The sequence below is a fragment of the Paraeggerthella hominis genome, from assembly GCF_021044775.1.
Taxonomy (GTDB): domain Bacteria; phylum Actinomycetota; class Coriobacteriia; order Coriobacteriales; family Eggerthellaceae; genus Paraeggerthella; species Paraeggerthella hominis.
The window spans coordinates 327,561-345,748 of the sequence record NZ_JAJNOQ010000002.1; the positions used below are offsets into that span (position 1 = coordinate 327,561).

13 protein-coding genes are annotated in these 18,188 nt (G+C 61.7%); 12 read left to right on the top strand and 1 reads right to left on the bottom strand.

Annotated features, from left to right (window positions below):
- Positions 1-181 precede the first annotated feature (181 nt).
- From LQE90_RS03700 to nhaA, 3 genes are all read left to right on the top strand, one after another.
- Complete coding sequence (locus LQE90_RS03700; protein WP_114566403.1) at positions 182-1,120, top strand: LysR family transcriptional regulator; 939 nt, start codon at positions 182-184, stop codon at positions 1,118-1,120.
- 84 nt (positions 1,121-1,204) lie between these two features.
- Positions 1,205-1,555, top strand: a complete 351-nt coding sequence (nrdD, locus tag LQE90_RS03705) for an anaerobic ribonucleoside-triphosphate reductase (RefSeq protein WP_216529850.1) — start codon at positions 1,205-1,207, stop codon at positions 1,553-1,555.
- Positions 1,556-1,669: 114 nt separating this feature from the next.
- On the top strand, positions 1,670-3,160 hold the full coding sequence (gene nhaA / locus LQE90_RS03710; RefSeq protein WP_216529849.1) for a Na+/H+ antiporter NhaA: 1,491 nt from the start codon (positions 1,670-1,672) through the stop codon (positions 3,158-3,160).
- Between the two features lie 66 nt (positions 3,161-3,226).
- Here nhaA and mscL read toward each other — a convergent pair whose 3' ends face one another.
- Entirely contained in the window at positions 3,227-3,679 is a 453-nt protein-coding gene (gene mscL / locus LQE90_RS03715) for a large conductance mechanosensitive channel protein MscL (RefSeq protein ID WP_216529848.1), read from the bottom strand.
- Positions 3,680-3,826: 147 nt separating this feature from the next.
- Between mscL and LQE90_RS03720 the strand changes: the two genes are divergently transcribed.
- The 9 genes from LQE90_RS03720 (at position 3,827) to LQE90_RS03760 (ending at position 18,147) form a co-directional block, all read left to right on the top strand.
- On the top strand, positions 3,827-5,083 hold the full coding sequence (locus tag LQE90_RS03720; RefSeq protein WP_216529847.1) for an isochorismate synthase: 1,257 nt from the start codon (positions 3,827-3,829) through the stop codon (positions 5,081-5,083).
- Entirely contained in the window at positions 5,080-6,957 is a 1,878-nt protein-coding gene (gene menD / locus LQE90_RS03725) for a 2-succinyl-5-enolpyruvyl-6-hydroxy-3-cyclohexene-1-carboxylic-acid synthase (protein WP_216529846.1), read from the top strand. The genes LQE90_RS03720 and menD overlap by 4 nt, the downstream gene beginning before the upstream one ends.
- A gap of 85 nt (positions 6,958-7,042) precedes the next feature.
- A complete protein-coding gene (locus LQE90_RS03730) occupies positions 7,043-7,981 on the top strand; it encodes an alpha/beta fold hydrolase (protein ID WP_231088187.1) in 939 nt (312 codons plus the stop codon).
- 842 nt (positions 7,982-8,823) lie between these two features.
- On the top strand, positions 8,824-9,663 hold the full coding sequence (menB, locus tag LQE90_RS03735) for a 1,4-dihydroxy-2-naphthoyl-CoA synthase (RefSeq protein ID WP_114566410.1): 840 nt from the start codon (positions 8,824-8,826) through the stop codon (positions 9,661-9,663).
- Positions 9,664-9,770: 107 nt separating this feature from the next.
- Positions 9,771-12,593, top strand: a complete 2,823-nt coding sequence (menC, locus tag LQE90_RS03740; protein WP_216529844.1) for an o-succinylbenzoate synthase — start codon at positions 9,771-9,773, stop codon at positions 12,591-12,593.
- Between the two features lie 90 nt (positions 12,594-12,683).
- Positions 12,684-14,213, top strand: coding sequence for a basic amino acid/polyamine antiporter (locus LQE90_RS03745; RefSeq protein ID WP_216529843.1), 1,530 nt, complete (start codon positions 12,684-12,686; stop codon positions 14,211-14,213).
- A 129-nt stretch (positions 14,214-14,342) separates the two neighbouring features.
- Complete coding sequence (locus tag LQE90_RS03750) at positions 14,343-14,921, top strand: xanthine phosphoribosyltransferase (protein ID WP_114566449.1); 579 nt, start codon at positions 14,343-14,345, stop codon at positions 14,919-14,921.
- A complete protein-coding gene (locus LQE90_RS03755; protein ID WP_216529842.1) occupies positions 14,918-16,351 on the top strand; it encodes a uracil-xanthine permease family protein in 1,434 nt (477 codons plus the stop codon). Before LQE90_RS03750 ends, LQE90_RS03755 begins: the two co-directional genes overlap by 4 nt.
- 476 nt (positions 16,352-16,827) lie before the next feature.
- A complete protein-coding gene (locus LQE90_RS03760; RefSeq protein ID WP_216529841.1) occupies positions 16,828-18,147 on the top strand; it encodes a hemolysin family protein in 1,320 nt (439 codons plus the stop codon).
- Positions 18,148-18,188 lie beyond the last annotated feature (41 nt).

Sequence of the window (18,188 nt, forward strand, 5' to 3'; positions counted from 1 at the left end):
TCGAGCGAGTTTGCTTTCGATGCCGCACGGCGCGTATCGCCATCGTATGCCCGGTTCCTCGCCCGCACCTGAAGCCTTTTCGCATAGGGCGAAGGTATTTTTGGGGCGCTGTCCAAAACGGGTAAGAGGGTGTAAAATTTTCTTTACAACTGTTCGTCGTTGGACCAGGGAGGGGACACCGATGGATACACGGTATGTGGAAGAGTTTTTGGTTTTTGCCGAAGATGCGAACTACTCAGCGGCTGCAAAAAGGCTGTTCATCACGCGTCCGACGTTAACCGAGCATATTCACGCGCTTGAAGACGAGCTTGGATGCTTTCTGGTGGGGAGATCCCAAGGCAAGGTGGTCTTGACTCCTGCGGGAAAGCAATTCGTGCAGTCGGGAGCGAAGCTTCTGGACTTCGTTCATGCTCTGGTGGACGACTATCAAAACATGGCCGACAATCTTTTAACAGTTACGGTTGCCCAGACCAATCTGCCTTGGCTGGAGACCATTTTGTACAAGGCGCGCTGCGAAGTGCAGCGTCGCTATCCTATGAAGCGCATCGACATCGTGACGGTTAACGGACCGTGCAGCACGGTCGAAGCGCTTAGGGATGCAACGAACGACATTGTGGTTGCAGGCGCGAAAAGCTATGTTTCCAAGGACGATCGCGGCGCGTATCCCGAAGGCATCCAGGGATTTCGCTTGGGGTCAGAGGAAATCCGACTGCTTGTTACGCAGGGAAACCCGCTGTTCGATCAAGATGTTGTTCGCGCTCGTGACCTGGACGGGATGGCCGTCATGCTGCCTCCCGACATCTACCGGGGCTATATCCGCGATGGGGTGGCGGACCGGTTTCGTTTGCGCGGCGCCGACGTTGATCTGAAGACCATGGGGTTCTCCGACCATTTCGAGTACTTCACGTACGATTTCAAAGACAGCATCGGCGTGGTTCCCACGACGCTCGTTCCCCGGTTCGGGCTTGACGAACGGGAAGAATGCCGCACGTTCGTCTTGGAGGATCTGCCGCTGCGTACCGATTTCTACGCGCTGTATACCGATGAATTCGCTCGCTCCGAAAACGGGTCGCTGTTGGTGGCCGCTATGACCAAGCTGGCTGCCGCGTCTGCTCGGTAAAGCCCCCTTGCTTCAATGCTACTCTTTTAGTAGCATATACGAATGCACGACAACCTCACCGCATGAGCAAAAAGGAGCACACGCATGACTCAGGCAACCAAGCAGACCATCGACGGCGTTGACGTCTCGATCGAATACACGAGCGCATCGGACGCCCCGGTTACCGACGCGGAGATTCGCGCCTACATCGATCGCGGTAACGCGCAGCACCCGAACAGCTCTGTGACCAGCCTTGATCTTGAAGTTGATGGTCAGGATGTGGGCATTCGCTACGGATTGGCACCCGTTCCGTTCGATCGCATTCGTCGCATTACCGGGTACTTGGTGGGCACCATGGACCGCTGGAACGACGCGAAGTCTTCCGAAGAGCACGATCGCGTGAAGCACGGTGTCGCGCGCGACGAGCGCTCGTTCGCCTGCGCGAACGGCTGCTAGCAATTTCGTACCACGCTGCGCGCTCGGGGTTTCCGGCGGGCGAAAAAATCGTATTCGTTGACGGGTCGCGACATTTGTTTGCGACTCATTTCGTATACTAAAGCAATGACCGCGATGAAAGATACCACTGTGAAAACCCCGCAGCCTTCAGACGACCGAGCCGAGCGGTGCGAGCCGATCGGATCTTCCGAAGATACGACGGCTCCCGCATGCTTGAGCGGCGATCCTTCGTGCGCCCCTACCGAGCGCATCCTGGAACCCGAAGTGCGCGGGCACCATCGCCGGCGTCGCAAGCTTTTGGAGTTCACGCACTCGTCCACCCGGGCTACCATGCTCATGTTGGCCGCTGCCGTGGCCGCGCTCGTTATCGAGAACACGCCCATCCTTCCGTACTTCGCCGAGTTTTGGCATTCGTTCAATATCGGGTTCTCGCTGGGCGATTTCGCGCCTCATCTTACGCTGGAGCACTTCATCAACGATTTCCTTATGGCGATCTTCTTTTTGCTGGTAGGTTTGGAAATCAAGTTCGAAATGACGGCGGGAGAGCTGACGAACCCCCGCAAGGCGCTGCTTCCCATCGTTGCCGCTGCGGGCGGCGCCGTGCTGCCCGCGCTTGTTTACTTGGCGGTGAACGCCGGTAGCGGCGCAATGCAGGGCTGGGGCGTTCCCATGGCCAACGACATCGCGTTTTGCCTGGGTATCCTTGCCCTTTTGGGAAATCGCATTCCGTCGGGGCTGCGATCGTTCCTGTCTACGCTGACCATCGCCGACGACATGATCGCCATTTTGGTCATCGCCGTGTTCTATACGGCCAATCTGAACATCGTGTGGCTTGCGGGCGGCTTGGCGCTGTTTGCTGTGCTCATCTTGTTCAATCGCCTGCACATCTACGACCTGCCTCCCTACCTGCTGGTGGGCTTGCTCATGTGGGTGTGCTTCCTCATGTCCGGCGTGCACGCCACCATCGCGGGCGTTTTGCTCGCCCTGGCCATACCGGCGCGCTCGCAGGTCAAGCTGGATCGCGCGCCAAGCTGGTTCGAAGCCCGCGCGCGACGCGCCGACGAGCGCTACGACCCAGGCGAGCCCGACATCGTGCAGAAGGAGTATCTGAACGAGCTCAAGGAAATCGGCCGCGTTTCGCGCCTGTCCATTCCGCCTGTCACGCGGCTTGATCATCACCTGCACGTTCCCGTGTACTTCTTCATCCTGCCCCTGTTCGCGTTCTCGAACGCCAGCGTGGTGCTGGTGGGAATGGATCCGATGGCCATCATTACGAACCCGGTTACTATCGGCGTGTTCTGCGGTTTGCTGTTCGGCAAGCCGCTCGGGATTTTCCTGGCAACGTGGATTACGGTGAAGCTGAAGTTGTCCGATCTTCCTCGCGGCGTGAACTGGGGCCACATCGTTGGCGTGTCGGTGTTGGGCGGCGTGGGGTTCACCATGGCCATCTTCGTAACGAACCTGGCGTTCGTTGACGCCGCTACCATCGCGGTGGCGAAGGCGGCCATTCTGGCGGCGTCGCTCATTGCGGGCATCGTGGGCTTTCTGGTGCTGCGCAAGGTTACCGACGAAGTCGAGGTCGAATCCGAGGGTGAAGGGGCGTAGCGCGCGGATCTTGCGCGCCCTGCGCCCCGTTCGGCGGTTGCCTTGTGGAAGCGGTGCGCGATGCGCCTACTTTGCAACGATGGTCGGTTTTGCCGGCTCGGGCAGTTCTGCGGTGCAATGGGCGCAGCGCGTTGCCCCTTCCGCCACTTCTTCCAGGCAGTACGGGCAATGCGGGGCCTTCGTTTCCTCGATGGTCTTCCCGCGCTGCGCAAACGACTGCATCTTGTTCAGCGCCTTCACAATAAGGAACACCACCAGCGCGATTATCAGGAACTGGATAACTGCGCTGATGAAGTTTCCGTACGCGATGGCCGAATCTCCGGCGCCCAGGGGAATGAACAGCTTCATGTCGGAGAAATCGACGCCGCCGATGAATGCGGACACGATAGGCATGATAAGGTCTTGCACCACGGAGTTGACGATGGCGGTGAATGCGGCGCCGATAACCACCGCTACGGCAAGATCCATCACATTGCCCCTGTTGATGAACTCCTTGAATTCCTCTAAGAACTTCTTCATGGTTGTCCTTTCTGCTGAAAAGCGGTAGCTTGCGTGACTCTGCCAAGCGCCTTCCGTCAGTATAGAGGGGTCGTGCTAGAATGCCATGGTTGTAGCAACAATGAAGTAGGTCCGAAACCTTTTCGGATAGTCACGGATGGAGGCGCCATGACGCGGGTTTACTCGTACACGAAGCCGATCGAGGCCGATATGGTGGATGCGTTTTGCGTGCTTCAGAAGGGGTTCACCGATCAGTTCGTGTATTACCGCAAGGATCGACCGGTTCGTTTCATGGGACTGGGCCGGTGCATTGCGCTGCCGTCGCTGGCTGACGTGGAGTGCGATCTTGAAGGTCCCGCAGCGCAGCAACCCGTGTTCTTTTCCTTCAACCGTTTCGATGCCGAGAATCCGTCGCCTACCGACGAGCTGTTCGAGGCATTTCCTCGCTTGCGGTTCATGTTGCCGGAAATCGTGCTGATAGAAACCGAAGATGGCGTGCATTTGCAGGTGAATTCGCTCGGCCCCGTGTATGCCGGGCGCATCGAGCGCTTCGAGCGCCAGGCTCTTTCGGCCCCCAAGCGCCGCCGCGAAACCATTCCCTATCGCGTGGAGCCCGACTCGCGCGAGGCATGGCGCGAAGCCGTGGGCGTCGGCCTGGCTGCTATCGAGCAAGGACGCGTGAACAAAGTGGTGCTGTCCCGCCGACAGAAGCTGGTTGCCGACCGCCCCTTTTCGTCAAAAGATCTGCTGGTCAACCTCATTGACGGCGAGGCTCGCGGCACGGTGCTCCTGTACCGGTACGCCGACGTGTTCTTCTGCGGCTGCACGCCTGAACTGCTCGTGCGCAAGCGCGGTGCCGAAGTGGAGAGCATGTGCTTGGCCGGTACGTGCCCGGCCGGCGCGACGGAGCAGGAGCGCGCCCATCTGGCCGATGCGCTGATGGGCGACCAGAAGAACCGGGCGGAGCACGACTACGTGGTTCGGTTCATCCGCGAAGTGTTCCGCCGCACGTGCTACGACGTGGACGTGCCCGCCAACCCGGGCATTCTGCCGCTTACGCACGTGCAGCACCTGTTCACGCCCGCGCGCGCTCGCATGCTCGAGGGCGTTGACCTGTGGACGATGATGGGCGACCTGCACCCAACCCCGGCGGTTGCGGGCACGCCGGTGGGCGAGGCCCAGATGCTCATTCGGCGCATCGAGGAGTACAACCGGGGCTTTTTCGCGGGGGCGTGCGGGTACGTTGATGGTGCAGGCGACGGCGAGTTTTCCGTTGCGTTGCGCACGGGCGTGTTCGACGGCGAGATAGGCTGGGTGTACGCTGGCTGCGGCATCGTGGCTGGTAGCGATGCCGACGATGAGTACGATGAGATCGGCATGAAGCTGAAGACGGTCCTCAGCGCCTTTGAAGGGAGCCAGGCATGAGCGAGGCGAAAGGGCGAGGCCAGCGCCTTGTTTCGTCCGAGTATAAGCCGGCGGCTTCGTCTTGCTATCTCGACGGCGTGGAGTTTTTGGCGGCGTTTTTCGACGAGCTCAGTTGCTGGGGCGTGCGAGACGTGGTGGTGAGCCCCGGGTCTCGTTCTACGCCGCTTTCGATGACCGCGTACGAGCTGTCGCGCCGCGCGCCCGAGCGCATGCGGGTGTTCGTCGACGTCGATGAGCGCGGGGCCGCGTTTTTCGCGCTTGGCATGGCGAAGGCGACCGGCCGGCCGGTCGCCGTGGTGTGCACGTCGGGGTCGGCGGTGGCGAACTACTATCCCGCCGTCCTTGAGGCGGAGTCCTCGCGCGTGCCGCTGATCGTTTTAACGGGCGACCGCCCGCCGCGCCTGCAGGGATTGGGCGCGCCGCAAACGTGCGACCAGCTCAATGCGTACGGCAGCCATGTTCGCGCGTTCAGGCAGATGCCCCTGCCCTCCGCCGACCCTGCGGCCGTGGGTTTTGCCCGCCAGGCGGCGCGCGAAGCGTGCATCGCGTCTCTGGGCGAAGGGGTGCTTCCCGATGAAGGCCTCCGATTGGCGGCAGCATGCTGGGGCGGCCCCGTGCACCTCAACTTTCCGTTCGACGAACCGCTCAAGCCCGACCTTTCCGCGGAAGGGGTGTTTGACGTCGGCAGATCTTTGTCGGAGGCGTTCGGGGTCATGCGTCCGCGTGCATCGTTCGGCATGCAGGATGCCGCCCGCGTTTCTTCGTTGCTTGCCAACCGCCGCACGCTCGTGTTGGCGGGGGAAGGCTCGTGCGCAACGGAGTTCGAGGCGCGCAAGGTGCTTGCGTGGGCCGAGGCGTTCGACCTCCCCGTTTTGGCAGATCCGCTTTCCGGCCTGCGCTGCTTTGCGGATAACGTGGTGATCGACAACTACGATTCTCTGTTCGGCGTTGGCGGGTCGGTCCCCGAAGAGCGCGCTCCGCAGGCGGTTATCCGCTTCGGGCGCTTCCCGGTGTCGAAGAAGGCGACGCAGATGGTGGCGTCGCTTCGCCCGATGCAGATTGTCGTCGATCCGCTTGAGACGCGCGATTGCAATGCAGCCACCGATCTGTTCGTGCGTTGCGGGCCGGTCGAGTTCGCAGGGTCGTTGCGCGTGGCTTGCGACCTGGGGACCATCGATCATGAACCTTCGGATCGGCAGCGGGATTTCGCAGGCGCTTGGAAGGCCGCGAACGATGCGGCGCGAAGCTGCTTGATCGCGGCTGATTCCGTGGAGGCGGGCTTCGAGGGCGCGTTCGTGCGGCGCGTCGTGGAGCTTGCGCCTGCCGGGTCGTGTTTGTTCGCAGCCAACTCCATGAGCGTGCGCGCCGTTGACACGTTCTGCCTCAAGGGCAACAAGTCCTTGACGGTGCTGTGCAATCGCGGGTTGAACGGCATCGACGGCACGGTGTCCACGGCGCTGGGCGCTGCTCAATCGTTCGCGCAAACGACGCTGCTCACGGGCGATCTTACCCTGCTGCACGACGTGAACGCCCTTGCCCTGCAACGCGAGCTGCGCGTTCAAGCGGCGCAGGGCGGCGGTTCGCCCAGCATCGTGATCGTGCTGCTCAACAACAACGGCGGCGGCATCTTCGACATGCTGCCCCAGAAATCCGACGAGGACTACTTCGAGCGGCTGTTCCTCACCCCGCAAGACGTCGATTTCGCCGCCGCTGCGCAAGCGTTTCGCGTGCCCTATCGACGCGCCGAGACCGTTTCGCAGTTCGACGAAGCGTACCGGGCATGTCTTGGCGTTCCCGGTATCAGTCTGATCGAGGTTCCGGTTCCCCTGGAAGGCCTGCGGGAGCGATACGCGCCGTATTGGAATCTTTCCTAATGGGGGCCGATGCGCGTGCGCTGCGCCGGTCCAGCCTGTTGAACCGGTTCAGGTGCCCGCTTGCGCCATGTGGTTCGGAGGTGCGATGAGCGAAGTCTTGCAGCACGAGTTCGGAGATGCGATGAGCGAGGTTTTGCAGCATGAGAGCAGCTTCGATGTGCGCGGCGTACGCTACCGCTACCTGATCTGGACGGGGGCTTGCCGGTCGCTTCCCCCGGTTATCTTGCTGCATGGGTTTTCCCAAAGCGCCGACTCGTGGGATCAAGTTGCCCCCTTGCTTGCTTGCCACCGCACGGTATATGCGCTTGACCTGGTTGGACATGGAGGGTCGGCCGCTCCTGCGGATTCGTTTTCCTATGCGCTGCAAGCTCAGGGGGAGGCTCTGCTTTCGTTTGCCGCGCACGCGGCGGCGGAAAACGGCGGGCGCCGCCCTGCGGTGATCGGGTATTCGATGGGCGGTCGTATTGCACTGTCTTCCCTGGTTGGACAGCCGGAAGCGTTCTCTCGTACGGTGAGCTCGCTTGTTCTGGAAAGCGCTGGGCTCGGATTCGCCACCGATGCCGATCGTGCTTGTGCGGCAGATCGCGATGCGGCTAATGCCTCCCGCTTGCGTGAGCAGGGCCTGAAGGCGTTCATGGATGCATGGGAGCGTCTTCCGCTGTTCGCTTCCCAACGACGTTTGCCCCCGAACGTGCGGTCTCACGTGCGCGCCGGACGGCTCGCTAATGACGCGGAGGCGCTTGCGCGTACGTTCGAGCATGCCGGCCAGCATTCGATGCCAACGCGCAAAAAGGTGCTTTCCGCGCTGGCTACTGTTTGCGACCAGGGAGTTTCGGTTCAGTATCTGACCGGGTCGCTCGATCGGAAGTACTGTGCGCTGTCCGAAGAGCTGCGCTGCGTTCCCGACGTTGCCGTCGAGGTAGTTCAAGGTTCGGGACACAACGTGCATCTGGAGGCGCCCGCGGATTTCGTTCGATGCGTCGAGGCGTTCCTGGCGCCCGCGTCCCTCAGGCCGCGCGCATAGCGTTGTTGGTTTTTGCTTTGCGGCGTAGGTGCGAAGCGTCCTCTCGTGCGGGAGGCGCGGTGCTTACGGGTGCGCCCATGGGTGCGGGGTGCGCGCCTCCCGGTGCCCCTGCTCCTGCGCGCCCTTGCGCTAGCGGTCGGCGACGTCCTGAGCCAGCTCGATCGGCCGCGCCTCTGCCCCCTTGCCGACCGTCCGCCTCCTCCGCGCTGGGGAGCGCGCACGAAAAACCCCTGTCGCTGGCAGGTTTTGACGGTTTGAGGTCGTCGAGTTGAGCAGCGTGTTTGCCAAAGTTCGACCTGCTTTTCGTTTTGCCTGCTCACAGCCTCGATCTACCAAGCTGCCTTTTCCGGAGCACCTGCCTTGCCAGATCAATCGACCTCAAACCGTCAAAACCTGCCAGCGAGGGCGGTTTTTCGTGCGCAAGCCTCTTTCCGGGTGCGGGGTTGCGGCTGGGTGCTGCCGCTGACGGGGTGCGACGGTTCTGGCAGGGCACCCTGCCGCCAACAAGGCGCGGCAGCGGCGTGCGGCGACGGCAGGACGCGCCGTGCGGCAGCGCGCTCCGGCGCTGCCAGCAGGCCCCGGCGGTTCTGACAGCGCGTGGTAGCGGAGGGCTTGCGAGAGCGGTCGAACGGGCGCTGCTCGGCGCGCGGCTCGCCCCGGTGGCCCGGCTTGTGCGCGACGGCGGGCGTTTTCCGCCGATTCCCCAGGTTGCGTCGTTTCTTTCCGGAGATATTCTGCGGAGACGTGCGCCTTTTCCCATTACGCGTTACTATAAGCCAATCCAACCGAAAACCTCCCATACGGCGTGCTCGGCTGATCGAGCGCGTAATGAAAGGACGGCCATGAGCGATACTGCGTGGCAGGCGGGCAAATCGTATCGAGAAATCGTGTACGAGACGTGCGACGGCATTGCCAAAATCACCATCAACCGGCCCGAACGTCGCAACGCCTTCACTCCGCTCACCGTTACGGAGCTTTACGACGCGTTTAGCGTGGCACGCGACGACGCTTCGGTCGGCGTCATCATCCTGACGGGCGCGAATCACGGCGGCCGTCCCGAAGACGAGGCGTTCTGCTCCGGCGGCGACCAGAAGATTCGCGGCAACGGCGGCTATGTGGGCGAGGACAACATCCCGCGCCTCAACGTGCTTGACCTGCAGCGCCTCATCCGCGTTGTCCCCAAGCCCGTTATCGCCATGGTCAACGGCTACGCCATCGGCGGCGGTCACGTGCTGCACATTTTGTGCGACCTGTCCATTGCGGCCGAAACGGCCAAGTTCGGCCAGACGGGTCCGAAGGTCGGCAGCTTCGACGCTGGTTACGGCGCGGGCTATCTGGCCAACATCGTAGGCCAGAAGAAGGCGCGCGAAATCTGGTACCTGTGCCGGCAGTACACGGCGGCCGAGGCTTTGGACATGGGCCTGGTCAATAAGGTGGTTCCCTTCGACCAGCTCGAGCAGGAGTGCGTGAGCTGGGCGCGCGAAATGCTGCAGTTCAGCCCCACGGCTCTGCGATTCATGAAGGCGTCGTTCAACGCGGCCACCGACGGTTTGGCGGGGATTCAGCAGCTTGCCGGCGATGCGACGCTTCTGTATTACACTACGGACGAGGCGAAGGAAGGTCGCGACGCGTTCAAGGAGCATCGCGCGCCCGACTTCACTCAGTTCCCGAAGTTTCCCTAAGATGGTGAATCCTGGCGTGCGGCGGCGTTCGCGCGCCAGGCGCGATGATAGTGCCTGGTCGTTGCGGCCAGCGACGAAGTGCTTGAGAGGCGGGGCGGAGTGCGGCGATGATCGGCGCATTTGAAAGCATGGTGCGGCAGTGCCCGCAACGTACGTGCTTCACGTACGTTGACGAAGCGGGTGCGGAGCTGTCGTTTTCGTATCGCGAAACGCGGATGCTGTCTGCGGCCATCGCGCGCAACTTGCAGTCCCATGGAGCGAATCCGGGAGACTGCCTTGTTGTCGATCTGCCGAACTGCCCTGCGTACGTGTTCCTTATGCTGGCCGCTGCGTACGGCGGCTTCACGCTGATAGCGCTCAACAACCGTTTGACGAGCGCCGAGAAGATGAGTCGCGTCATGGAGGTGGAGCGCACGTCCGATGCGCGCATCGCCGCACGTATCGACGAGGGCAACGTGAAGCGTGTACTCGATCGGGCGTCGGCGCTTCTTGCCGGCGAAGAATCGACCGCGTCGCCTGCGTCGCGCGCTGCCGCTCGGCCGAGTCGACCGACGTTCTCCACGCTTGTTGCGGCCGCTTCGGCCGAGGCTCGCTCGACGAAGGCCCTGGGAAGGGCGGGTACGGGCAGGGCTTCCGCCCGTCGACGCGACGCCGTTGCTCGCCAAGATGCTCTTGAGGGCATCATCCACTTTGCCGAGCATGCCGCGCACGTGTTCGATTCCAGCATGCGAGCCGTGATCATGTTCACCTCGGGAACGACCGGCCGCGCAAAAGCAGTACCTCTCACCTGGGATAACGTGTGCCGTTCCTCGGAGATATCCAACACCGCCCTCAACCGTCGGGCCGAAGGGCTGTGGCAGGCCGCGCTGCCGCTGTACCACATAGGCGGGTTCCAGGTGGTGGTTCGCAGCTTTTTGAACAACAACAGCTTCGTGCTGTACCGCCGTTTCGATCCCGACCGCCTGTTGGGCGACGCTGCAAGCAAGGGCGCTACGCACGTGTCGGTGGTGGACAAGATGCTGCAGGATCTGCTTGCTTCGGGCCGTGCGGAAACGCTGAAGCGCTACGCCTGCATTCTTTTGGGCGGCGGAGCAACGAACCCGCAAACGCTCGAGCGCTCCTGTGCGCTGGGTCTTCGCGTGTACGCAAGCTACGGCATGACCGAGACTTCAAGCCAGATTGCCCACGCCCAGGTCACGTCTTCGTTCCAAGGCGGGCTGCGCCTGCTTCCCGGTTACAAGGCCCGCATTGTCGATCCGGGCGAGGATGGCTTCGGCCGTTTGGCGGTGAAGGGTCCCGGTGTGTTCGCGGGGTACCTGAACGCCCGCGCAGCTCATACGGTGGACGGGTACTTCCTCACGGGCGATACCGCCGCCATGTACCAGGGCTCCATCTACGTGAAGGAGCGTACCGAGGACATGTTCGTTTCGGGCGGGGAGAACATCTATCCCGCCGAGATCAAGGAGCGGCTTCTGCGCGTTCCGGGGGTCGCCGATGCGCATGTGTTCGGGGTTCCCGACGAGCGATGGGGGCGCCGACCCGTGGCGTTCGTGGAGCGCGAGCGGGCGCAGGAGGCATCAAGGTCGTCTGCGCTGGACAACTGCCGATTCGCGCATGCCGTGCGCGCTCATCTGGCGCCGCGGCTCTCGAAGCTGTACCTGCCGAAGCACGTGTGCGTGCTTGACGAGTTTCCGCGCAGCGGCATTGGCAAGGTGGATCGCGCTGCCCTCGAAAGGCTGTACGACCAGCGCATCGAGGTGGTGCGCGTAACCCTGCACCGCATTCGCCTGCCTTTCGAGAGCCCCTTTAAAACTCCGAAGGGCGTGATGGCCCAGCGCGAGTCCATCATCGTGGAAGTGACCGACCATGCTGGCCGTACCGGGTTGGGCGAGTGCGTCGCGTTCCCGACGGACTGGTATCTACCGGAAACGCTCGATCAGGATGCGCGGATTCTGCGGGACGTGCTGGCGCCCCTTGTGCTGCGCGCGATGATGCTCCATCCAAGCGAGGCATCCGCCCTGTTTGCCACGCAGCCTGAATCGGCTTCGTTTCCCTTGGCGTGCGGCGCCATGGAGCCTGCCCTGTGGGATTTGTACGGCAAGATAGTCGGCAAGCCGTTGTGGCAGCTCATAGGCGGGTCGAACAAGAAGTCGCCGCGCATCGGGGGACCGCTGTCCGCCTCCGTTTCCGCCGGGGCGGTTTTGGGGTTGGCCTCCGAAGCCGACACGGTGGCCTCGGCGCGCCGTTGCGTGGAGGCGGGCTACCGGCGCGTGAAGCTGAAGGTGGCTCCCGGTACGCTTGGATGCGTGCGCGCGGTGCGCGAGGCGTTCCCCGACCTCGCCATTACGCTTGATGCGAACCAGAGTTTTTCCGATCGCGACGCGGACGAGCTGCGCGCGCTCGACGCTTGCAACGTGGCTTGGATCGAGGAGCCGCTTGATCCCCGTCGTGTTTCGGGGTCGGATTCCTCAGATATCTTCACCCGGCTGGCGCGGCTGCAAAGAACCATGCGAACCCCGTTGTGCCTTGACGAGTCGATTGCCCGTCCGGCGGATCTTGCCCGCGCGCTTTCGCACCCCGAACTGAAATGCTATGCCGTGAAGATCGGCAAGTTCGGAGGCGTGCAGCCTGCGCTCGATTTTGTGAACGCAGCGGCTGAGCGCGGCATAGACGTATGGATGGGGGGCATGTACGACACGGGCATCTCCAAGCGTCTGCATGCTGCGTTCCAGACGCTGCCCAACGTTACGGCGCCGGGAGACATAGGGTCGACCGCTCGATATTTCTCGCATGACGTGACCGATCCTCCGTACACGGCTGAACGCGGCCTGGTCACGTTGAACCGGGAAGGCAACCCATACGGCATAGGATGCGATCTCAACCGCTCGGTTCTGGCGAACGTGCTTGTTGGTCGGACAGCGGTCGAATAGCTTTATCCAAAATGTTGCATAACCGTCTGTTCGGAAAGCGATGCAGTGGGGTATGATGCACGGTATCGTACAAAGAAGAACGGGGATTTCATGAGCGCACCCGCAGCGAATCACGCGGCCGCATCAACTTCTGCGGCGGGATCTGGCAGCATTACAGGAGCGGACGGGTCCTCTGGATCGTCGCAAATTCATGGCAGCTTAGGAATATTTCGCCTGGTCACTACTGTTATTACGCTGATTGTCGGCGGCGGTGTATTCACGCTGGCGGGCGATCAGGCCGCTGGCGGCGCAAGCGGCGCGGCTATCCTTACGGCATGGAGCATTTCCGGTATCGGCGTGCTGTGCCTGGTGATGACGTTTTATGCACTCTCTCGCATAAAGCCTCAGCTAAAGGGTGGAATTTACAGCTACGCAAGCGCCGGTTTCGGCGACTTTCTGGGGTTCAACAGCGCGTGGGGCTACTGGATCAGCGCGCTTTTGTGCACGGTCAGCTTCTCTGCGCTGCTGTTCGGCGCCCTCTCGTACTTCTTCCCCATTTTCGGCGGTGGAACCAATCTGCCTTCCGTGATCGGGGCCAGCGTTCTCATCTGGTTCTACGTGTTCTTGGTGTCGCGCGGCATCAAAGAGGCTACGGGCGTGAACGCCGTCATCACCATCAGCAAGTTCGTGCCTATTTTCGTCGCCATCACGGCCATCATCTTCTTGCAGAAGTTCGATCCGGCGGTGTTCATGGCCAACCTCACCACGGGTTCCGATCCGGGGCTTCCCTTCTTCGACCAGGTGAGCAGCACTATGATGATCACCATCTGGGTGTTCGTGGGCATCGAGGGCGCCGTGGCCATTTCCGGGCGCGCCAAGAAAGAGCGCGACGTAGGCAAGGCCACTATTATCGCGTTCGTGTGCGTGTTGGCAATCTACCTGATGGTCAGCATGCTCAGCATGGGCGTGATGCCGCTTTCCCAGCTTGCCCAGCTGGAGAACCCGGCTTTGGCGGGCGTCATGGAGTACGCCGTTGGCCCGTGGGGCGCCATGCTCATCAACGGCGGCGTTGTGCTGTCGCTGGTGGGGGCCATGCTGGGATACACGGTGCTGTCGAGCGAGTCCCCGTATGAGGCCGCCGAGCAGGGCGTGTTCATCAAGGCGTTCGCGAAGACCAACAAAAAGGGCGCGCCTATCGTGACGCTGGTGGTCACGAACATTATCATCGAGGTGTTCCTGGTTCTCATGCTGTTCTCGGACAGCACCTACCAATTCTTCTACACGCTTTCGGCGGGAATGATCCTGCTTCCGTACTTGTTGTCGGCGGCGTACTTCGCCAAGATTACGTTCACCGAGCCCGGGGCGTTCAAGGGCCGCATCGGCGGCAACATCGTTTTGTGGCGCATTTTCGGAATCATCGGCGTGCTGTACAGCTTCTTTTTGGCGTGGGCAAGCGGGGCGGTGGGCCTTACCATCATGTCGCTTTTGTACGCGCCGGGCATCCTGATGTACATCAAGGGCAAAAAAGAGCGCAACGAGCCTTATCTGGTAAGCCTGCGCGACAAAGTGGTGGTGGCCGTCATCCTTTTGGCTGCGGCGGTTTCCATCGTTCTGATCGCAACCGGGCAGGTTGTTATCTAATTTTCCGCGTTCGAGTGCGCGCGTTCCTTTACACTGGTTCGCAGTAGAAATGCGGCTGGTGGCCGCATGGTAAGGGAACGCGCGGCTTTGTGCTGCGCGACGGACAATCGTGCAAGTACGGAGGAGAACGTGGAACTGCTGGAGGAACGCATCAGGCGTGATGGGGTGGTGAAGTCGGAGGGCGTCCTGAAGGTGGACAGCTTCCTGAACCATCAACTGGACATTGATCTCTTCGATGAGATGGGCGCCGAGTTCAAGCGGCTGTTCGCTGATGCTCCCGTAACGAAGATTCTTACCATCGAGGCTTCCGGCATTGGAATAGCCTGCGTGGTTGCTCGGCATTTCGGGGTGCCGGTGGTGTTTGCGAAGAAAGCTCAGTCGATCAACCTGGATGGCGAGATGTACACCACGTGCATCCAGTCGTTCACGCACGGTCGCGTGTACGACGTCATCGTGTCCAAAAAGTTCTTGGGGCCGAACGACCACGTTTTGATCATCGACGACTTCCTGGCTAACGGGTGCGCGCTGAACGGGCTGATCGAGCTTGTGGACGAAGCGGGCGCAACGGTCGAGGGCATTGGCATCGCGGTCGAGAAGGGCTTCCAGCCGGGCGGCGCCGATCTGCGCGAACGCGGGTATCGCCTGGAGTCGCTTGCCATCGTCGAGAGCATGGATCCGGAAACGGGCGAGATCGGGTTTCGCCGATGAAGACGTTCGCAACCGAGAACCTGTTCAAGCTTGACGGCGACATCCCCCTGCTTCGAGCCGTTCCTTTTGGCGTTCAGCACATCCTTGCGATGTTCGTCGCCAACCTCGCGCCCATCGTCATCGTGGCCAGCGCCGCCGGCTTGAGCGACGGGCAGACCGGCACGCTCATCCAAAGCGCCATGCTGATTGCGGGCATCGGCACGCTCATTCAGCTGTTCCCGTTGTGGCGTGTGGGGTCGGGATTGCCTATTGTCATGGGCATCAGCTTCACCTTCGTGACGGTGCTGTGCGGCATCGTGGCTACGTACGGCTACAACGTGGCTATTGGCGCCATCATCATCGGTGGCATCATCGAGGGCGTTTTGGGCCTGTTCGCGCGGTATTGGCGTCGCATCATATCGCCCATCGTTGCGGCGGTGGTGGTGACGTCCATCGGGTTCTCGCTTTTGGGCGTGGGCGCTGCTTCGTTCGGCGGCGGCAACGGCGCGCCGGACTTCGGTTCTCCGCAAAACTTGCTGCTGGGAACCATCTCGCTTGTTTCGTGTCTGGTGTTTCAGGTTCTGGCCAAAGGCAAGACCAAGCAGTTGTCGGTTTTGTTCGGCCTGATCATTGGCTATGTGGTTGCGTTGGTGCTGGGCGCGGTCGACTTCAGCGGCTTCGAGGGGCTTAGCTTGTTCGCATTCCCCCAGTTCATGCCGTTTGCTCCGGAGTTTAATCTGGGCGCCATCGTTTCGGTGACGCTGATCTTCCTGGTGTCGGCTACCGAGACCATCGGCGACACGTCGGCCCTTACCATGGTGGGCCTGAACCGCGAGGTCAAAGAGAAGGAGCTTTCGGGCTCGATCGCTTGCGACGGTTTCGTCAGCTCGTTGTCGGCGTGCTTCGGGTGCCTGCCCATCACGTCGTTCTCGCAGAACGTCGGCCTGGTGGCCATGACGAAGGTTGTGAACCGCAAGGCTATCGCCACGGGTGCGGCCATCATGATTTTGGCGGCGTTCCTGCCGGTCATCAGCACGGTGTTCTCGTCTTTGCCCGAGGCGGTGCTGGGCGGTTGCACCATCATGATGTTCGGCAACATTATCGTGAGCGGTTTTCAGATGATCGCGCGGGCGGGCTTCACGCAGCGCAATATCTTGATCGCCGCGCTTTCGCTGGCGGTTGGCATTGGCTTTACGCAGGTGGCGGACTTGTTCGCGGTGTTCCCGGAGCTGATCCAAAGCGTGTTCGCGCAGAACTGCGTGGCCATGGTATTCCTGGTTGCCGTAGTGGCGAACCTGGTGTTGCCCAAAAACATCAAAGTGGAGGGAGATCCGGGGGCGGCTGATTCTATCCAGGGCGACTCGCCTGTTGAGGGTGCCGCTGGGGAGGGAGTTGCTTCAGCCGGGGCGCCCTCGCAGTCTGCTGACGCGGGAGATTTAGCGCGCGCCTAGTATACGACGAAGCGAAGCGAGCGCCGTCGGACCTTGCGGGGTCCGACGGCGCTCGTGCGTGATGGGCGCCGCGCCGCGCCGGGCGCGGGTGTCGGGTACGCGCATCGGGCGCGGCGGGGCTGCGCGCCGGGCACGGCGGAGGCTGTCGGCGCCGCTGCAGGGATATTGTCGCCCGAAACGTACGGTTTTGCCGCGAAAACCGTACGTTTCGGGCGACAATGCGTTCTTCGTCGTGCGCTCGGACCCGCGACCCGCGCCCGGCCCCGAACCCGCGACCTGCGACCCGCGCCGCGGCCCATGCCCTTGCGGCCCCTGGTTGTCCTTTGGTAACACTTCTGTATAAAGCGTAGTTTTTCACTCAGGCTCTCCTGCGAACTGGTACAAATAGTAGGGACAGCAAAAGCGCTGCTTGGCAGGTGGCCTAGGAAACCGCCTTCAGCAGACATTGACAACCGAACCTAAGGAGACCAGCTTTAATGCCTGTTGCGTTAAGCCTTTTTCTTGTCCTGTTCTTTCTCATCATGAATGCGTTTTTCGTCGCCGCCGAGTTTTCGCTCGTTCGCGTGCGCAAATCCCAGGTTGAGATCCTTGTCGAAGAGGGTCGTCCCGGCGCCAAGTACACCAAATTGGTCGCTGACAACGTTAACGCGTACCTTTCCGCTTGCCAGCTGGGCATCACCCTTGCCTCGCTCGCGCTGGGCTGGCTGGGCGAACCTGCCGTTTCCGCGCTCATTTCTCCGCTGCTTTCGGCGTTCGGTCTGCCCGAGGCCGCCATTCACGCTATCGCCATCGCCGTTGGCTTCATCATCATCACGGCGTTGCACATCGTGGTGGGCGAGCTTATTCCGAAGTCGCTCGCCATTTTCTCAACTGAAAAGTACTCCCTGCTCACGGCCACGCCGCTCGTGTGGTTCTACCGTCTGACCTACCCGGTCATGTGGCTGTTCAACACCATTACGAACGGCGTCATGAAAATGCTCGGCCACGATGCGGCCAGCGAGCACGAGGTGTACACCGACGAAGAAATCAAGCTGCTGATCGACGAGAGCACCGAAAGCGGCCTGATCGACCCCGAGCAGAACGCCTACGTGGACAACATTTTCGACCTGGGCGACAAGGACGCCGAGGCTATCATGACTCCGCGCACCGACCTCATCTGCATCGACTTGGAAGACTCGCTCGAGGAGAACATGCAGCTGGTGCAGCGCTACAAGTACACGCGCTACCCGGCGTGCCGTGGGACGAAGGACCGCATCGTGGGCTTCGTGCACGTGAAGGACCTGTACACGCTGTCCGAGCATGCAACGGTGGACGACCTGCGCATTCGAACGATTCAGGCCGTCCCCGAGGGCGTGCCCATCGCCAAGCTGCTGCAGACGCTGCAGGAAAAGCGCACCAAGATCGCGGTGGTCATCGACGAGCACGGCGGCACTGCCGGCATCGTTACCATGAGCGACATCATGGAGCAGATCGTGGGCCGCATCGACGACGAGTACCAGCACGGCGACACCGACGAAGTGGTGAACATGGAAGACGGCAGCTACCTGGTGGACGGCTCGCTGCCTATCGATGAGGTGGGCGACCTGATCGGCTTCAAGCCCGTCGAGTCGGAGGAGTGCGAAACGGCGGGCGGCTTGCTGCTCACGCTGTTCGACCGAATCCCCGACGAGGGCGACTCGGTGTCGGTCGAGGGCGGCGGTAAAAAAGCGTCGTTCACCGTTGTGGACATGGACCGCCACCGCATCGACAAGATTCGCCTCGTGCTGGAAGACCTGCCGGAGAGCGAAGACGAATAACGCATGAAAAAAGAGGGCTCGCAATTCTGCGGGCCCTCTTT